We start from the raw sequence: 18,634 nt of genomic DNA, 5'->3' as shown, positions 1-18,634 counted from the left end.
CAAAATTGTTCCAGGAAGATCGCAGTTCACCTACCGTCTTCGTGCAATGCAATCCAGTGAATCGTCTTGGAAGCAAGCCTATCCAACGCCTCCACCGCCAGCTTGATATCGTCTTCCCGCGTATCTTCAATCTTGTTATGACTAATCCCCTTCAGCGACTGCACAAACAACATCACCGTCGGAATCCCCGCACGCGAAACCTCCGCTGCATCATGCAGCGGCCCAGACGGCAGCTTATGCACACTCCCCGCCGTCTCCCGCACAGCATCTTCCGCAAGCGCAATTAACTCTGGATGAAACGGCTCCGGCGCAATATTCCAGATGCGCGACCACTCCACCGTGCAGCCTTCTTCCTCCGCAAACTGCCTGCTCTTCTCCTGCGCCTCGCGATACATTGCAGCCAATACATCCGCATCCAGATCGCGCTGATCCAGCGTGGCCTCGCACCGCCCCACCACAGCCGTCACAATCCCCGGAAAAGTTTTCACGCTCCCCATCGTGCAAACCGCATCCGGATACTTCCTCGCAATCGGTCGAATCTCCAGCGCCAGTTTCGCCGCAGCAGCCAGCGCATCGCGCCGCGCCGTCATCGGCGTTGAGCCCGAGTGCGCCTCCTGCCCATGAAACGTAATCGCATGCCGCTCCACGCCCTTCGTACCCAACACAACGCCAAGCGGGAGATTCATCCTCTCCAGCACCGGCCCCTGCTCAATATGCAATTCGAGATATGCAGCCGCATCCCCACGCTCTTGCTGCGCATCTCCAATCGCATCCATCTTCACATCGCAAGCAGCAAGCGCATCTTCCAGCTTCACACCATTCGCATCCGTACGATTACGATCCTCCTCAATCGTCTGCGTCCCCGCAAAAGCAGAAGACCCAAACAAGCTGCGCCCAAAGCGCGCGCCTTCCTCATCGGCCCAATCCACCAGCCGCACCGTCACCGGGGGCTTGCCGTCATACTCCTCAACAATGCGCTTCAACACCACATACGAAGCAAGCACCCCCAAGCATCCATCCAGCCATCCACCATTCGGCACCGAATCCAGATGACTCCCAAGAATCAGCGTGCGCGGCGAAGCACCAGCCAGCGTGGCCCAACTATTTCCCGCCGCATCCAGATGATGCTCTACCGGCAACTCGCGCAGCTTCGCCTGGAACCACTCCCGCGCCTTCAACCACATCGGCGTCCACGCAACACGCTGCGCGCCATTCTCATCCGCCGTCAAAGCACGCAACTCTTTCAACAGATCAACCGCAAACTGAGCATTAACCGGCATGCGCTACCTCACCCCGAAAATATTGCGGCTCCCGGCGCAGCAACTTCCCACGCCCCGCCTCTCCAACAAACGCACCATCGCGAACCTGCACCTTCCCGCGCACAGTCACAACAGATGGACGCCCTTCAATCGCCCATCCCTCAAACCCGTTGTAGTCATTATTCGTATGTTGAGTCTTTACAGAAATCACGCCGCGATAATCCATGTCATAGACAACAAGGTCCGCATCAGCACCCACAGCAATCGCACCCTTGCGCGGAAACAGCCCAAACAACTTCGCAGGCTTCGTACTCAGCGCGTCCACAAAGCGATGAATATCCAGCCCGCCGCGTTTCACGCCATAGGTGTACATCAGGTTCACGCGATCCTCAATCCCCGGAATCCCATTCGGAATCTGCGTAAAAGCCTTTTCGCCAAGCATCTTCTGCGACAAATCAAACGGGCAATGATCCGTCCCTACCGTATCAATCAATCCCGCTTGCAACGCATCCCACAGAGCCCGTTGATTACGCTTATCCCGCAACGGCGGCGACATAACAAACTGCATCCCCTCAACACCCGCCCGCTCCGCATACGTCTTATCCAGCAGAAAATGCGGCAGCACCGACTCCACCCACAGCCGTGCCCCGCCCAGCTTCGCATTCACCGCTGCACGCAGCGCAGGCTCGCACGAAAGATGCACCACATACCCTGCCGCTCCCGTCGCACGCAGAAACGTAGCAAAGCGCCCCGTCCCCTCAGCCTCCACAGACTCAGGCCGCGAAGGCTCATGCCACTCCGGCCCAATCTTGCCTTCCGCAAGCAACTGCTGCTGTAACTGCGCCACCAGTTCCGCATTCTCGCAATGCGCCGTCGTGATGACTCCAAGCTCCGCAGCCAGCCTCAGCGCGCCAAACATCTCTTCATCCGTAACGCCAAAGAAATTCTTGTACGAAAGAAAGATCTTGAACGAAGCCGTCCCATCGCGAACAATCTCCCGCAACTGCGCTTCCGTCCGCGCATCCCACCGTGTCACCGCCATGTGGAAGGCATAGTCACACGCACTGTTCCCCGCAGCCTTCTGCTTCCAAAGCTCATACCCTACCAGCGCATCCTCACCACGCGAAGGACAACACATCTCAATATAGGTAGTAGTCCCGCCAATCAGCGCAGCCTTACTGGCAGTCGCATGCGTATCCTTCGCAAACGTAGCCATAAACGGCAAGTGAATATGCACATGCGGATCAATAAACCCCGGAAAAATCAGCTTTCCCGTAGCATCGATTACCTCTGCATCCGGTGGCGCGGCAATATCTTTCCCAATCGCCGCAATCGTCTCCCCTTCCACCAGCACATCCGAGACATAGCGTTCCTCAGCCGTAACAATCTCGCCGCCGCGAATCAGCAAACTCATTTCCCGCACCCCAGCCCTAGTGAATATTGATTCCCGCCTGCTCACGATACTTCTGCATCGCCGCCCAGTCCTCCGCAACCTCCGGCTGCTCTTGCGTCAGTTCCTTCCACGTCACGGACTCGCGCCCAGAAGGCTCTTCCACCATCGCAATGCACTCACTCACCGGGCAAATGTTGTAACAAAGCCTGCACCCCACGCAGTCTTCTTCACGCACCACCACCTGCGGACGTTCCGCCATCGGCTTCATCCTGCCATTCGTGCGCAAATCCAGCGCGTCCGGCTCCACCACCCTACCCTCTGCATCCATCAAATCAATGGTCTGGTATGCCGCATCATTGCATGCCACATAACACAAATTGCACTTGATGCACTTCTCCTGGTCGATGCGCGCCACCGTGCGATACGCAAGGTCAAAATGCTCAAACGCCGACACGCGATGCAGGCTGCGCCCCACAACCTCCGCCACTGAATGAAAGCCCTTCTCTTCCATCCAACCCGAAAGCCCCTTACAAAGCTCATCAATAATCCCAAAGCCGTAGTGCATCACCGCCGTACACACCTGCACGCTTGTAGCACCCAGCAACAAAAACTGCGCCGCATCCTCCCACGTCTCCACGCCGCCCATGCCGGAAACAGGAACGCCCGCCTTCGATACCACCGCATCCGTCCCAATCGCCGACAGCATATTCAGCGCAATCGGCATCACCGCTGGCCCCGCATAGCCACCATGACTGCTCTTGCCGCCAATGCTCGGCTCAATCTCCAGCGAATCCAGATCCACGCCAACAATCGAGTTAATCGTATTGATGAGCGACAGCGCATTTGCCCCACCCGCAAGCGCGGCCCGCGCCGTTTTCGTAATATCCGTCACATTCGGCGTCAGCTTCACAATCACCGGAATCTTCGCCGCATCCATCACCCAGCGCGTAATCTGCTCGCAGTACTCCGGCACCTGCCCCACCGCCGCACCCATGCCGCGCTCGCTCATTCCATGCGGACACCCATAGTTCAACTCAATCCCATCCGCACCCGTGTCCTCAATGCGCCGCACAATCTCGTGCCACGCCTCGGGCTTCGACTCCACCATCGCCGAAACAATCACCGCCCTGTCCGGCCACACCCGCTTCACCTCCGCAATCTCGCGAAGATTCACCTCCAGCGGCCTGTCGGAAATCAGCTCCACATTGTTAATCGCCAGCATCCGCTTGCGCCCGTGATGCCAGGCGCCATAGCGGTTCGACACATTCAGCACCGGCTGCCCAATCGTCTTCCACACCGCGCCACCCCATCCCGCCTCAAACGCGCGATGAACCTGCGCCCCCGTATTCGTCGGCGGCGCCGAGGCCAGCCAGAAAGGATTGGGCGACTGAATGCCCGCAAAGTTGATACTCAGGTCCGTCATGATTCTCCACCCTCCCCGGCTCCGTAAGGAGTTCTCATTCTAGTGCAAACCTCAAGCGAATCCACCGCAAACCGGCACACCTCCCACAAGTCGCACCCAAATCCCTTATCCTACAAAGGTTGCGGAACACAAGGAGAACACGGCGTTGGCAAGTACTCAGGAAACAAAATACGTAGTCACCTTTGACATTGGCGGAAGTCACGTAAGCGCAGGCCTCTGCCAGCTCCCGGACCTCACAATCGTCCGCCGCACCACCGGCCTGCTCTCCAACATCACCAGCTTTGACGGCTTCGTTACGCTGCTGCACGAGCTCGGCTCAGAGGCTGCAACCAGCGAAACACTCGCCGGAGCAGCCATAGCCGTGCCCGGCCCCTTCGATTACGAAAACGGCATCAGCCTAATGCAGCACAAGCTCGAATACCTCTACAAGCAGGACCTCCGCACCGCGCTGGCCTCGCGCTTCGGCTGGAACCCGCAGCAGGTTCTCTTCCTCAATGACGCCGCCTCCTACGTGCTCGGCGAAGTCGGCACAGGCAGCCTCAAAGGAACCACCCGCTCCGCAGGCCTCACCCTCGGCACCGGCGTCGGATGCGCCTTCGTCGTAAACGGCCGCCACGTCACCACGGGAGAAGGCGTCCCTCCCGGCGGCGAAATCTGGAACTTCCCTTACAAAGACGGCACAGTAGAAGACCTGATATCAACCCGTTGGATTAAGACCGCCTACACCGTCAAAACCGGAGCCAAAAAGGAAGTCCTGCAAATCGCCGAAGCAGCAAGTTCCGACGCCAACGCCCGCGACGTCTTCGAGGAGTTTGGCCAGAACCTCGGCAACGTCCTCCGTGACGTCATCGCGCCCTTCAAACCTGAGCGAGTCATGATCGGCGGCGGCATCGCACGCTCCGCCAGCCTCTTCCTCCCATCCACAGAACAACTCATTGAAGGATTAGGCTTCACCGTCGTCCTCGCCACGCTCGGCGACCAGGCGCCCCTCGCCGGAGCAGCCCAGTTCTGGCGCGAGACGGCATCCTGATAAGCTGACATTTCACCCATATTTTCCCCGCCGGAGCGTTATTGAATGCCCACTGCCGTTGAATCGAATTCCGACCCAAACCTCGCCCGCTACAACCGTTTCCTTCTGCTCGTCGCCGGGCTTGGCGGACTCCTCTACGGCATCGACGTAGGCATCATTGGTGGCGCGCTGCCTTACCTTCAGGCCACCTCCGGCCTCAGCCGCAGCGAAACATCCATCATTGTCGCCGCCGTCCTGCTCGGCAGCGTCTTCTCCACACTCTTCGCCGGCCTGCTGGCCGACTGGATGGGCCGCAAGCCCCTCATGATTTTGAGCGGCGTAGCCTTTGCCATCAGCGTGCCCATCATCGCGCTCGCACACGGCTTTGTGCCGCTCTTCATGGGCCGCCTTCTGCAAGGCGTCAGCGGCGGACTCATCGGCGTAGTAGTGCCGCTCTATCTTGCTGAGTGCCTCGGAGCCAAAAACCGCGGCAAAGGTACCGGCATCTTCCAATGGCTGCTCACGCTCGGCATCTTCGCCGCCGCGCTCATGGGCATGTTCATCAGCTACCACGTAGCGGAGATTGCGCGCACCGGCACCGCAGACGCGCTCTTCCACGCCAAGGACTTCGCATGGCGCACCATCTTCTGGTCGTCCCTGCCTCCCGGCCTGCTCTTCGTCATCACCGCGCTCTTTATCTCGGAGTCGCCCCGCTGGCTCTTCCGCAAAGGCCGCGTAGATGCCGCAAAGGCCGCACTCCTCCGCTCGCGCACACCAGAGCAGGCACAAGCCGAGCTAGCCGAGATGACGGCCACCGCGGCAGAGAACACATCCTCTTCCGGCCCCGTCTATAAAGACTCGCTGCTAAGCCGCCGTTACGTGCTGCCCTTCCTGCTGGCCTGCGTCATCCTCGCCTGCAACACGGCCACGGGCATCAACTCCGTCATCGGCTACAACGTAGACATCCTCATCCAGAGTGGCCTCAGCGACGTGCTCGCCCACTGGGGATACGTCATCTTCACCTTCGTCAACTTCATCATGACGGTCATCGCCATGCAGCTCGTAGACAAGAAGGGCCGCAAGTTCCTCTTCCTCACCGGAACCTCGGGCATCATCGTCACCATGCTGATTGTCGGCACGCTCTTCCTCCGCATGGAGAAAAACCGCTACGACGCCCGCGATGCCGTGCAGGCGCTGGTCTCCGGCGACAAGCTCGACCTGAAGTTCGACGCCAACGCCCTGCAGAAACTCGGAGCCCCTGCCGTAAACGGCCCCCAGACGCTGGCAGTCATCTACTCCTACGGCGACTTCTCTTCAAGCACAACGCCGGAGGTCGCAGCCGCTGACGCCGCGCCCATCGCAATCAGCCGTGACTCAGCAATCCCGGACACGAAAGTAGCCGCCTTCTTCCAGGACCCCGTCGCAAACCTCGACGCCGCGCGCACCGCTCCGCTGAAAATCGAGCACGCCTACATCACCCCGGTCCCCAGCACCTCAAACGGCTGGCTCGTTGCCATCTTCATCTATCTCTTCGTAGGCTTCTACGCATCCGGCCCCGGCGTGGCCGTATGGCTCGCGCTCAGCGAGCTCATGCCCACGCGCATCCGCTCCAACGGCATGAGCATCGCGCTCGTCCTGAACCAGTCAGTCTCAACAGCACTGGCCGCCGTCTTCCTCCCGGTAGTAGGCAAATACGGCTACTCGACGATGTTCTACCTCTTCGCCGGCCTCACGGTAATTTACTTCCTGACCGTGCTCTTTTTCCTGCCGGAAACAAAAGGCAAAACCCTCGAAGAAATCGAAAAATTCTTCGAGTCCTAGCCGGACGGGCAACCGCGCCTTACGTGCAAGACATACTGGGGCTGTTTGGGTAACTGGCTTTTCACCAGTTACCCAAACAGCCCCAGCATATTTCCCTAACATATCGATGATGCACTGCAAAAAAAGGCAGGCCGGGGCTACAGCCTCGACAATAAGCCCAGCCCCAAAAAGACAAATCAGAATTAGATTTTCCGGAGGGAGCATGGGTCTTCAGGCCCCTGAAAAATGCCCTGAAAGAAAAATAGGGGCTTTAGCCCCGGAACTACTCTTCTTCTACAGAAATACCTACGCTCTCAGCTAGCCTGCACCAGCAAACAAGTGATATTGTCATGCCCGCCGGCCTTCTTAGCCGCTTCCACAAGCTGCATACAGCGCTCTTCCAGCGAAAGCTCCTCGCCTGCAACCAGAGACTGAATCAGCGAATCGGAAAGCTCCCGCGTCAGCCCATCCGAGCAAAGCAGCAGCAAATCCCCCGGCTCCGCATCAAAGTCAAAAAAGTCCGGAGTCACATGATTTTGCGTGCCCACAGCGCGAGTAATCATATTGCGCAGCGGCGAACGCAATGCCTCAGCGCGGCTCATGCGGCCCATCCGCACCTGCTCTTCCACCAGCGAGTGGTCCAGCGTAATCTGCTCAAACTGCCCCGCGCGCAGCCGGTAACAACGGCTGTCGCCGATGTTCATAATCCACACATGCTGGTTGCGAACAATGGCAGCAACAAGCGTAGTACCCATGCCGTTGAGCTTGTAGTTGCGCTGCGCACGGGAATAGATAGCCTCGTTCGCAATGCAGGCAGCCTCTTCCGCATCATGCGGCAGCACAGCCGAACCGTTGCGCTCGTTGAAGACGCGCAGCATCTCGTCCACGGCGATAGAGCTTGCGACCTCACCAGCCGCGGCTCCTCCCATGCCATCACAGACAACGTAAACGCCGTCCTCAACGGAATAACCAAATGCGTCCTCATTGGAGGGGCGCTTGCGGCCGCGATCAGTCAAAGCGGCAGCCACAAAGCGCACAGTTGCAGTGGCCACGGTGCGGAAACTCCCGCAAAACAGTGTATACCTCTGCTCCATCAATTGGTACCGGAAAGATGGGTGAGGAATAGGTACCAATGGGAAGTTACTGAAAAACAGGGACAAAGGGACGGAGGAAACAGGGACAAGCTGGGATATGCCTCAACAGATATCGGGTACCCCACCCATGTGCATCTTTAAACGCATGGTGGAACACATACAGCTTTTTATAAGGAGCTCTTTACAGCTTTTGTCCTTTATCTATACCCCTGTGCCCCGTACCCTACACCCTGTCCCCTGCCTTTAAGGCGCCGCTGGCGCATCCCCCAGCTCAAAAACCTGGATACTCCCATCCATCAGCACCGCCGCGCGCCTGCCTGAAGGCGAAAGCGCCACATTCCCACCAGCATCCAGAATTGGGCTAGCCTCAGCCCGCAGCACCTCTTTACCCGTAGCCGCGTCGTAAACCGTCACCTTCTGGCTCTGAATGTCCGAAGTGCTCAGCGGAAGCACCGCATTCACCGGATGCGAGCTCTGCAGCACCTCATGCGCCACCCGCGCCCCGTTACGGCTGGCCAGCAAAATCGGCCAGACAATCGAATCCGACCCCGACGACTGCCAGAGCTTACGTCCATCCGTCGAGAGCGCAACAAGCCAGCTGGCCCCCGAGCTCGTACAAGCCGTAGCAAGAAACTCTTTCTGCGAAAGAAAGTTCAGCGAAGGCAAACAAGTCGAATCCACAGCCCCAACCCGCGTAGTGCCTCCCGAAAAATAATCCAGGTTGAGCACCCACTGAGCACCCCGTCCGCGAAGAACCTCCAGATACCCATCCGCATTCAGAGGCACATGCATCGGCGAGCTGTAACGGCTCAGCAGCATCACCCTTCCAGTAGAACGGCTCATAATGCGCAGCACCACATCCGGCTTGGCGCTGCTAGGCGGTGCCTCATCCGACGTCACCGAAGCCTCCTCAGTAGCAGGCCTTGGCACCTCGCCCTCCTTGGGCTGCACAGACGCAGGCTCATTCGAGCTGGCGACAAGATACTGCAGCGTAGGGTCAAACTCAACATACAGCAGCGCGCCCGGAAAGTGCAGCCACGGCTTCATCTGCAAAGAAGCATCGCCCACATGCAGCGTATCCCGGTCGCGAAACGCAAACTGCCCGCCGTCAAGCATGTAGAGATACCGCAGCCGGTCATGCACAGTCCACAGCGCCTCGGACTGCACAGCCCCATCAGGAATATGCAGAACCACCGCGCGAATATGCCGCTCCGTCTCAGACGGCTCTCCCTTCGGATCGCGATGCACCAGCCCCGGAACCCGAAAGCTGAAGAGCAGATGATCTTCGTCAAGAAAATCAAGCGAAGCCAACGTCTGCCGCGTACCCATGTAGAAATCCCCCGGCGCAGCAAAGCCAAGCGGCTCAACCGGAATGGAGGCAGTAGGCTGCAGAGTAGCGCGCAGCGGCGGCGGAACAGCCGGCGCAGGCTTCTTCTTGGCCAGCGCCGCAGCCGGAAGCAGCAACGCCGCCAGCGCAACAAGCGTCAGCGGGCAAAGATGCGAAGCTCGGAGGTAGCGAGACATTCAGAGATATTTTCGCAGAAGCAGGGACCAGGCGAACAAGGGAAAAGGGAGTAAGCCAACACACAATTCCACCAGACCCGAATTCCCCCTCATGCACAGCGGTTTCAAGCACGTAGAGAATATCTATAGATTTTGCCGTTTATAGCCCTTGCCGTTTATCTAAAACCCTGTACCCCGTACCCTGCACCCTGTACCCCGCCTTTCATGCGACAGTAGAACTAGCATGACAACAACAAGCAAGAAGAATGGCGCAGCGCACTGGGCGGGCTACGCAGCATGCGCCGCCGCAGGCTGCCTCTGGGGCACAGGATTCTACTTCGGACGCCTCGCGCTGAATGAAATGAGCGTGGAGTACATGGTGCTCTACCGTTTCCTATTCGCCATGATAGGCATGCTGCCAGTGCTACTGCTCAACCGCGTAAGCTTCAAGCGCGAAGAACTCCGCCTTCTTCTATCCTCAGCGGCCCTCTGGATTCCCATACAGTTCCTCCTGCAATTCAACGGGCTGGCCCGCACCACCGTAAGCCACGCCGCGCTCATGGTCGGCGCCATGCCGGTAATGCTCGCCATCGGAGCAACCATCTTCACCCACGAACGGCTCGACTGGGTAGGCTGGACAACCATCGCCGCATCCACTGCGGGAGTAGTGCTGGTAGTCGTGGGCGGCAATCACGTCGCCACACACGGCGGCCCCACCTTCACCGGAGACCTGCTCGTAGTCGTCTCACTCTTCGCAGCGCTCTTTTCCATCCTGATGAACAAGCGCCTGATGGAGCTGCACAGTCCGCCCGTAGTCACAGCCTACCTTCTGCTCACCGGCACCATCATGCTCATCGCGGTAATCCTCGGCCCGCTCGCGCTCAAACCGCTCTGCCTGCAACTCGGCATCCCCAACCACAGCGCGGCAATCCCCTTCGCGCACCTCAGCAAAACAGCCTGGTTAGCCTCAGCCGCCAGCGGACTATTCTGCACCGCTGCCACAACGCTGCTCTGGAACTGGGGCATCCACCACGTACCCGCCTCACGCGCTGGCGTCTTCCTCAACATCGAGCCGGCACTAGGCTCATTCCTCGGCGTCAAGCTATTAGGCGAACACCTCGGCCCCTACGCATGGCTAGGCGGCGGAATGATCGTAGGCGCAGCCGTAGTAATGACCGCAAGAAGCTCCGCCCCAGAAGTAGTGTTGGAGTAAGTTACAGATGCCAGGTCACAGATGATAATCCGGCTACTTCCCTGCCACAGCGCACAGCCAACTAGACTGCACCCCGTACCCTAGCTTTCAAGCGAAAGCTGCGCACTAGCCCAAGCCGAAGGCGGCTTAGGCTCAGAAGCAAGGTCATAAACCAGCCGCTCCAGCACCAGCCGCTTGTCCGGCGGCGAAGAACGCAGCTCCAGATCCGCCCGCGCAATCAACCTTAGATTCCGCGTCAAATCGCGCCGCGATTTATACCGCCGCGCCTGCCGAATCAAATCATCCGCGGCAAACGGCGGAATCCGAAACCCCTGCCAAAGCGCCTGCCAAATGGCCCGCTGGTCCCGCACATTCTTTTCCAGAATCACCAGCATCTGCCGAAAAGTTCGCGCCAGCATGTAGAGGTGCCCAATCGCCGCATCCTCCCCCGCATCGGACGAGTTCAGCAACCCATGCAGCAGCGCCAGCGCACGCGCCGGCTGCCGTGCGCTGATAGCGTCGGTCAGCTCATACAGTGACCTCTGCTTCGCGCCCAGCACCATCGTCTCCACGTCGCCCAGCGTAATACGCCCCTTGCCCTCGGTATAAAGCAGCAGCTTTTCAATCTCCGAAGCAATCAGCATCATGTCCGCGCCCAGAGCATCCACCAGCTCGCGAGCCGCATCCGGCTCCAGCTTCGCCCCGCCGTCCTGCGCCGTAGCAACAACCCATCGCATCGCGTCTTCTTCCGTAACGCGTGTCAGCTCCACCATGCCGCAGTGCTCGCCAAGAGTCTCCGTAATGCGCTCATACTTGCTCTTGTCGTCCATCTCCATGCGCCGCGTGTCTGCGGGAATACGCAAAAAATCCGCAATAAAAATCAGCAGCGCCTGCGGGTTCGGAGACTTGAAGTAGCGGTCCAGCGCAGCAAACTCATCCTTCTTCGCCCCACGCGTATAAAGCTGCCGCACATTGCGAACAAAGATCACCTGGAACGGAGCCATCAACGAAGGCGTCTGCGCCCGGTCAAGAATCTCAAAGATAGAAGCAGAGCCAAGATCGAGGTCAGAAAGACAAAAATCCCTCAAATCCTCCGGCACAAAAGCCTTCAGAACCGCCGCCCGGCACCGCTCCTGCAGAAAAAGCTCATCCCCCGCCAGCACATACCCCGGCCTCAGCGCCCCGGAGTTCTTAGCGGCAGCATCCATCTCGGAAACAAAGCGTCCTGTCGCGGTAAATCCCGCGCCCCAGCGTTGTGTACTCACAGGGCGCGTCTCCGGATTGGATTAGCAGGCTTCACTTCTGTATAGGATAGCAGCGATTGAAGTTAAAAAGACAGGGAATAGGAAACAGGAAATGGGAAATAGAAAACCAATTCTGCACTCACTGAGTACCGGGTTCCCCCCTCCTTAGCGTTCTCCGCAAAGGAAGGAAAATATACAGCCTTTTCCTTTATAGCTTTTGCCCTTTATCTAAAACCCTGTCCCCTACACCCCATACCCTGCCTTTCACGGTTCATCATTAATTTCCAAATCAAACCTATCCCCCGGCAGCTTCACCTTAAGATTCTCCACACCGGGGTCACGCGTATCCCCACCAGCCAGCGGATGCAGCTTGAATAACACCAGCACATTGCGCTCCTCGTCATCCAGCGCCGGAAAACTAGCCACCTGCTCCAGGTTGAAATGCGTATGAATATCTTCCAGCGTCCCCGCGTCGATATCATTCCACGTAGCCCACCAGCCCGGCTGATACTTCGCCATCTTGTCCGGCAGTTCCATCGTGCCAAAGTCATCGCACAGCGTCGGCAAATGCGTCATCATCGTAATCTCATCGCCACTGATAGAAACCATCAACCGCTTCCCATTCGGATGCTGGTCAATATACCGCGTAAGATTCCGCGCCGCATTCATCCATGTGTATTCAGGATGCGTAACCCACGTAAGCATCGTCGCAGCGCCTGCACCAGCAGCAACAAAAGCCGCGGCAATCCCCGTAACGCCAATCAGCCTCGGCACGCGAACCTGCGCCTGCGAAGCCGTATTCACCAAAGCCTCCGCCGCAAGCACCAGCACGAAAATCGAGAACACCGCCACAATCGTGTAATAGCGCGGCTGCGGATGGTTCTGGTAAGTCATGAACAGGATGTAGCCCGCAACAGCAAGCGCCGACGCACCAAACACCGGATCGAGAAAGAGCCTCTTCGCCCACTCCACACGCCAGAACAAAAGCGCCGCCAACACCGCAAGAAAAAGAACTCCCGCAAGCGGAATAAGAATGCCGTCAATCCACAAGCTGCCATGAAAACACCACCAAAGGCTCCACAGCGGCCAGTACCACTCCGGCGGCTTCACATACTTATTCACAAAAAAGAGGTACTTGAAATCCGCAAGCAGCCCGCGATGAATAATGAACGCCATCCACGCAGCAGAAGTAATCGCCGCAGTAGCCCCAGCCGCCAGCAAGCTCCGAATCGCCACCGGTGAAGGCCGCCATCCCTCGGATGTCTCATGCAGCGCAACAAGAATCGCCCAGGCCAGCGCAGGCAGCAGAAAGGCCGCGGAAGTCTTGGTAAACAGCATCCCCGTATACAGCAGCCCAATCACAGCCGAAGTAACAACAGGCCACTTGCAGCGCGGCAGCCGCACAGCCAAATTGAGCGCCGCCAGAAAACAAGCCGTCAACAGCGGCTCAAGAATCGCCAATCTACTGAACGCATAGAGAAACGGACTCGTCACAACCAGCGTCAACGCAAGCAGCGCCGTCCAGCACCCGCTGCGAACGCGCAGCAGCGTATAGCTCAGCACAAGGTTCACAAAAAAGAAGCCGATAGCCAGCCCACGCGCCGCCACCATGCTCACGCCGGTAAAGAAGAAGAGAACCCACTCAAGAAACGGCCACACAGGAACCGCAGGCGCAAGATTAAAGTCCCCCGGAATGTACCACGAGCCCAACAAATGCGAGCGCACAGCCGCATTGCCATACCACCCCTCATCGGTGTACTTGGCATAATCCATGTGCCATGGCGAGTGATTAGGAAAATCCGCACGCAGATGCACCCCATGCAACACTGCGAATGCAGCGATCAGCAGAATCCAGAGAAAGAGCCCGATACGCTTGATGCTTATATTCAAAACGAATGTAGTCTCCCGAAGCCATGCAGGTTTTAGGGGATGGGCTAAGTATATAGGGACGAGTGAGAAAGAACGAGGGGCGAATTAGTTATCGCCCCTCGTTACTTTCCCCTGATTTTCCGTTTTTGCTATTCATAAGCTAGCGCATCAATCGGGTCTTTACGCGCCGCCATCCATCCGGGATAGACCGCTCCCAGAATCGCACCAGCAAAAGCAATCGCCGCGCCGCGTCCAATCCACGTAGCAGTAATCTCAAAGTTCAGCGTCGGGAACAAGTGATCGAGAAGCAGCTTGACACCAAAGGTGCCAAGGATGCCAAGCACAACTCCCGCAACGGCCAGCACAGCCGTTTCACGCAGCACAAGATTCACAATCTTGGTCCTGGAAGCGCCCATCGATTTCAGAATGCCAATCTCGCGGGTGCGCTCAAGAATCGCCGTATACATTGACTGGAAAATCACCAGGAAGCCCACAATCACCGCAATCGCCGTGACCGTTCCCAGCGCAATATTAAAGCCGGGAAGCTTGTCGGGAGTCATCTGCGCAAGCCACTCATCAATGCTTGTAACGGGATACTCCTCCAGCCCCTTGGTCTCGTGAATCTCCTTGCGAACAGCTTCGAGATTACTGACATCGTCCAGCTTGATATAGAAGATGGAAGCCCTGCCTACGGAAGCCGTCAACTCGCCCATGGTGTCAATCGGAATAAGCTTGCGGCTCCCCTTGCCATGCTCCACAATGCCGCAAATCCGAAACGGATGATCAAGAATCTGGATAGTGTCGCCCACGTGGAGCGGCGGCTTGGAAGCAGCCTGGATGTCGTCAATGATGACGTCATTGGGTCCGGTAAACGGACCACCGGCAAGAAACTCAAACGGTTTGAGCGAAGAGAAGCTCGCATAGTCAGCGCCGTAGATGACTTCAGGATGATTGCTGATGCTGAAGTGCTGAATGACAGGCGCAACAGCCGCCACATGTGGCAACTTCCTCAGCACATCGGCAATCTTGGCCGGCATCGGCGCGCCGCCAACGCCATTCATATAGCTGCTGTTCGAGGGCCACAACATCAGGTCCGCGCCAATGCCGTTCGTGCGTGTCTTCTGATCGTTAAGCATCCCCATAAAAACACCCGCAATCGAGAGAATCATAATGACCTCAATCGCAACAGCGAGCACGCTGATAATCGAGCGCATGGGGCGGTGCAGCAAATTGGCGACAACTAGCTTGTTCATCTAAAGACGAGGGTAACAGGGTGCAGGGTGCGGGGTACAGTTGCGCTCTCGTTCCAGCACAGAACCCACTGCACCCTGTCCAAAGGAACCAAACTGGTCCTCTCCCAAAGTGGTAAAGAATGCAAAAAATATGCCGAAGTACTTTGACGGGAACTAGACCAGCATTTAAGGTTGGGGGATAATCCTCAGCAGAGGCAGAAAACCTCACTTTTGAGCAGTTGGGCAGGATTCAAAAGGCTTACACCGGCACGGAAACCAGCGCGAATCGCAAAATCAGCGCAAGGGGCCATGCCAGCCAGGGAATCCAGCTACGCTGCACAAGGGCGGCGAATGGGCAGCTTCGGTGAAGACCTGCGCAAAGAGCGGATGACCCGCAAAATTGCGCTGGAAGAAATCACGGCCGTGACCAAGATCAGCCAGCACCATCTTCAGGCGCTGGAGCAGGAGGCGTTTCGCCAGCTTCCCGGCGGAATCCTCAACAAGGGCATCGTGCGCGGTTACGCCAGCGCCGTCGGCCTCGACCAGGAAGCGTGGACCGAGCGATTCATGCGCGCCTATCAGGCCAGCGGCCAGATTCTCGACGACGACCGCAACTGGACCGAGTTCGCATCCAATGTAGGCAAAGCCCGCATTCAACGCCACGAAGCAAATGAAATCCGCCTCAAGTGGCTCGGCGCGGCGCTCCTGCTGGCAGCGGTGCTCGCAGGCGCTTTCCTCGCCGTGCGTTATTACGGTGTCCGTGCCGGATGGTGGTCCAACGTAATGCCCGGCTCGCACGCCCCGGCGCAAACCTCCCCAACCCGGGCCGACCCCTCGCAATCCCATCAATCGCAACCACTTCGGGACCTCGCCCCGCCCCAGCCTACCGTTGCGTAGGCCGCCCTGCCCCGCTTAACTGCGGCTTTGCTCTCTTCAACCACCCGCCTGCCCCATTCACTGGTACCCTTTGGCTTACCCCACCCTCGCCAATTACCATTGGTACGTTGCCTGAGCACAAGTTTGTCGCGGGCACAGGGCTGGCTGTTTCAGTTCGAACGAAATTTCCCTTCAATGGGGAGGAATAGAAATTGAGCGACCGTTTTTTATTTACCTCTGAGTCCGTGACAGAAGGTCACCCGGACAAGATTGCTGACCAGGTTTCCGACGCAATTCTCGATGCGTGCCTGGAGCAGGACCCTTACAGCCGTGTAGCCGCCGAAACCCTCACCGCCACGGGCCTCGTGGTCATTGCGGGCGAGATCACCACCAAGGCCTACGTGGACTTCCAGTCGCTCGTACGCGGTGTCGTGGCCTCCATCGGTTATGACAATGCCGTCTACGGCTTCGATTCGAACACCTGTGCCGTCATCTCCTCCATCAACAAGCAGTCTCCGGACATCGCCCAGGGCGTTGACCGCGACGGCGCTGGCGATCAGGGCATGATGTTCGGCTACGCCACCAACGAAACGCCTGAGCTGATGCCCACGGCGATTTCGCTCGCGCACAAGCTCACCCGCCGACTCACCGAAGTCCGCAAGTCCGGCAAGCTCTCTTATCTCCGCCCCGACGGCAAGAGCCAGGTCTCGGTCGAGTACGACGAGAACGGCAAGCCCGTCCGCATCGATGCCGTCGTCATCAGCACGCAGCACGCCGACAGCATCACCACCGAAGAGCTCCGCGCCGACATCCTCAAGCACGTCATTCAGGCAGTTCTTCCGCCCGAGCTGCTTGACGAGAACACCAAGTACCACATCAACCCGACCGGCCGCTTCGTTATCGGCGGACCCATGGGCGACACGGGCCTCACCGGCCGCAAGATCATCGTGGACACCTACGGTGGCGCGGGCCGTCACGGCGGCGGCGCTTTCTCGGGCAAGGACCCGACGAAGGTGGACCGTTCCGCTGCCTACATGGCGCGCTACATCGCCAAGAACATCGTCGCCGCCGACCTCGCCGACCGCGCTGAAGTTCAGCTCGCCTACGCCATCGGCGTTGCCGACCCGGTTTCGGTCCTCGTCGATACCTTCGGCACCGGCAAAATCAGCCCCGCCGAGCTCACCAAGCTGGTCCGCGCCAACTTCAAGCTCACGCCCAAGGGCATCATCGAGAGCCTGAACCTGCGCCGCCCCATCTACCAGAAGACGGCAGCCTACGGTCACTTTGGCCGCACCGAACCTGAGTTCACCTGGGAAGCGACCGACAAGGCCGCAGCCCTCAAGGAACAGGCCGCCGCAGTCACGGCAGCCAAGTAAATCTCACAAAAAAGAAACCGCATGGAGCCTCCAAACTCCATGCGGTTTTTCTTTGCACAGACCCCCCCTCCCCTCCCCCACAACGGGATATTTTCCGTCCCCATACGTCTATCGACTAGAATTTTCCGGGGAGAACTCCCAACAGCAAGAGGAGCAAAGGATGCGTGTAAGCTTATTGGCCGCTGCGGCGGTTCTTGGATTTGCGGTTTCCGGTTCGGCACAGGACGCGGCACATTGGGATTACATGGGCAAATACGGCCCCATCAACTGGGCCAAGCTGGACCCGTCCTACAAAGCCTGCGGCGGCAAGGAACAGTCTCCCATCGACCTGCGCGGAGCCAAACGCAACAAGGCGCTCCAGCCCATCGAGTTCCACTACCTCTCAGCCCCTGCGGAGGTCGTCAACAATGGCCACACCATCCAGGTCAACGTAGCGCCGGGCAGCTACATCGTTGCCAACGGCGCCCGCTATGACCTCGTGGAGTTCCACTTCCACCATCCCGGCGAAGAGGCCATCAAAGGCCGCCTGGCTGACATGTCGGTACAGTTCTTGCACAAGAGCGCCGACGGCAAATACGCCATCATCTCCGTCCTGTTGAACGAGGACATCAACACCCCCAATGCGCTCATCTCCACGCTCTGGACCAACCTGCCCAAAACCGCCGGCCAGACGGAAAAGATTACAGACAACATCAACCCCGGCGGACTCCTGCCCGGCAACCGCGCCTACTGGACCTACACCGGCTCCTTGAGCATGCCCCCCTGCACCGAAGGCACGCAGTGGTTCGTCATGCAGACGCCCATGACCATAGGCCGCAGTCAGCTAAGAACCTTCGCGGCAATCTACCCCATCAACTCCCGCCCCCTGCAAGACCTCCACGGCCGCAAAATCCAAGCCAGCGAGTAGGGGCTGACCATCCAGGCAGCCACGCCACAAAAAGTAGCGTTGTCATCCTGAGCGCAACCGAGGGCCCTGCAGTTGTTCTCGCCGTTGCCTTTTCCCAGTTAGCCCACAAATCACCCGTGCCCCATCCTTGCGACTTCTTCCTGTCGCAAGGGTGGGATTACCCATACCGCCAGTCCCCTTCCGCATCTCGGTCCCCCATCTCCGTTCTCCCGCAAAAGTCAGCAGTGCCATCCTGAACGAAGCGCTTAGGGGCCCCGCGAATGGCCTTATCGTTCGTGGGGTAGGCGGAGTGAAGGATCTGCGGTTGCCCCCTTGCCTTTGTTTTTGCAGTTGCCTTTGCCTTTCTCGTCCTTCGCCCTCAGCCTGTGGAAAACCCTTGTCAAGCCCTGCGGGCAAAAATATTCTCTAACCCATTGATTCCATTAAGCAAAAAACTCCAACAAGTTTGCGCTCAATT

General features: G+C 58.3%; 14 protein-coding genes. 6 read left to right on the top strand and 8 right to left on the bottom strand.

Annotated features, from left to right (window positions below):
* Positions 1 to 26 precede the first annotated feature (26 nt).
* The 3 genes from AC5S3R_RS11840 to preA are packed head-to-tail and all read right to left on the bottom strand — an operon-like array spanning position 27 to position 4,075.
* A complete protein-coding gene (locus tag AC5S3R_RS11840; RefSeq protein WP_494267250.1) occupies positions 27 to 1,280 on the bottom strand; it encodes a Zn-dependent hydrolase in 1,254 nt (417 codons plus the stop codon).
* A complete protein-coding gene (hydA, locus tag AC5S3R_RS11835) occupies positions 1,270 to 2,673 on the bottom strand; it encodes a dihydropyrimidinase (protein ID WP_494267249.1) in 1,404 nt (467 codons plus the stop codon). Before hydA ends, AC5S3R_RS11840 begins: the two co-directional genes overlap by 11 nt.
* Before the next feature lie 16 nt (positions 2,674 to 2,689).
* On the bottom strand, positions 2,690 to 4,075 hold the full coding sequence (gene preA / locus AC5S3R_RS11830; RefSeq protein WP_494267248.1) for an NAD-dependent dihydropyrimidine dehydrogenase subunit PreA: 1,386 nt from the start codon (positions 4,073 to 4,075) through the stop codon (positions 2,690 to 2,692).
* A 145-nt stretch (positions 4,076 to 4,220) separates the two neighbouring features.
* Between preA and AC5S3R_RS11825 the strand changes: the two genes are divergently transcribed.
* Positions 4,221 to 5,105, top strand: a complete 885-nt coding sequence (locus AC5S3R_RS11825) for an ROK family protein (RefSeq protein ID WP_494267247.1) — start codon at positions 4,221 to 4,223, stop codon at positions 5,103 to 5,105.
* Between the two features lie 45 nt (positions 5,106 to 5,150).
* Complete coding sequence (locus tag AC5S3R_RS11820) at positions 5,151 to 6,905, top strand: MFS transporter (protein WP_494267246.1); 1,755 nt, start codon at positions 5,151 to 5,153, stop codon at positions 6,903 to 6,905.
* Positions 6,906 to 7,198: 293 nt separating this feature from the next.
* On the opposite strand, the gene AC5S3R_RS11815 is transcribed toward AC5S3R_RS11820, so the two are convergent.
* A complete protein-coding gene (locus AC5S3R_RS11815) occupies positions 7,199 to 7,936 on the bottom strand; it encodes a Stp1/IreP family PP2C-type Ser/Thr phosphatase (RefSeq protein ID WP_494267245.1) in 738 nt (245 codons plus the stop codon).
* Positions 7,937 to 8,221: 285 nt separating this feature from the next.
* Positions 8,222 to 9,502 (bottom strand): YncE family protein, encoded by a 1,281-nt coding sequence (locus AC5S3R_RS11810; protein ID WP_494267244.1) that lies wholly within the window; start codon positions 9,500 to 9,502, stop codon positions 8,222 to 8,224.
* 223 nt (positions 9,503 to 9,725) lie between these two features.
* Between AC5S3R_RS11810 and AC5S3R_RS11805 the strand changes: the two genes are divergently transcribed.
* Entirely contained in the window at positions 9,726 to 10,694 is a 969-nt protein-coding gene (locus AC5S3R_RS11805; protein ID WP_494267243.1) for a DMT family transporter, read from the top strand.
* Positions 10,695 to 10,774: 80 nt separating this feature from the next.
* On the opposite strand, the gene holA is transcribed toward AC5S3R_RS11805, so the two are convergent.
* The 3 genes from holA to AC5S3R_RS11790 all read right to left on the bottom strand — a co-directional run bounded on the left by holA (position 10,775) and on the right by AC5S3R_RS11790 (position 15,039).
* Positions 10,775 to 11,881, bottom strand: coding sequence for a DNA polymerase III subunit delta (gene holA, locus AC5S3R_RS11800; RefSeq protein WP_494267312.1), 1,107 nt, complete (start codon positions 11,879 to 11,881; stop codon positions 10,775 to 10,777).
* Between the two features lie 300 nt (positions 11,882 to 12,181).
* Complete coding sequence (locus tag AC5S3R_RS11795; protein WP_494267242.1) at positions 12,182 to 13,807, bottom strand: ArnT family glycosyltransferase; 1,626 nt, start codon at positions 13,805 to 13,807, stop codon at positions 12,182 to 12,184.
* A gap of 128 nt (positions 13,808 to 13,935) precedes the next feature.
* The gene (locus AC5S3R_RS11790; RefSeq protein WP_494267241.1) at positions 13,936 to 15,039 is read right to left on the bottom strand and encodes an ABC transporter permease; all 1,104 of its coding nucleotides are present in this window, start codon (positions 15,037 to 15,039) and stop codon (positions 13,936 to 13,938) included.
* 288 nt (positions 15,040 to 15,327) lie between these two features.
* Between AC5S3R_RS11790 and AC5S3R_RS11785 the strand changes: the two genes are divergently transcribed.
* The 3 genes from AC5S3R_RS11785 to AC5S3R_RS11775 all read left to right on the top strand — a co-directional run bounded on the left by AC5S3R_RS11785 (position 15,328) and on the right by AC5S3R_RS11775 (position 18,177).
* Positions 15,328 to 15,915: a helix-turn-helix domain-containing protein gene (locus AC5S3R_RS11785; RefSeq protein WP_494267240.1), complete on the top strand. Its 588-nt coding sequence runs from the start codon at positions 15,328 to 15,330 to the stop codon at positions 15,913 to 15,915.
* A 191-nt stretch (positions 15,916 to 16,106) separates the two neighbouring features.
* The gene (gene metK, locus AC5S3R_RS11780) at positions 16,107 to 17,270 is read left to right on the top strand and encodes a methionine adenosyltransferase (RefSeq protein ID WP_494267239.1); all 1,164 of its coding nucleotides are present in this window, start codon (positions 16,107 to 16,109) and stop codon (positions 17,268 to 17,270) included.
* A 160-nt stretch (positions 17,271 to 17,430) separates the two neighbouring features.
* The gene (locus tag AC5S3R_RS11775) at positions 17,431 to 18,177 is read left to right on the top strand and encodes a carbonic anhydrase (protein ID WP_494267238.1); all 747 of its coding nucleotides are present in this window, start codon (positions 17,431 to 17,433) and stop codon (positions 18,175 to 18,177) included.
* The last annotated feature ends 457 nt before the right edge of the window (positions 18,178 to 18,634 follow it).

The sequence above is a fragment of the Occallatibacter sp. FHG110214_02 genome (assembly GCF_059115385.1).
This window is presented reverse-complemented; position numbering and strand designations above follow the sequence as displayed.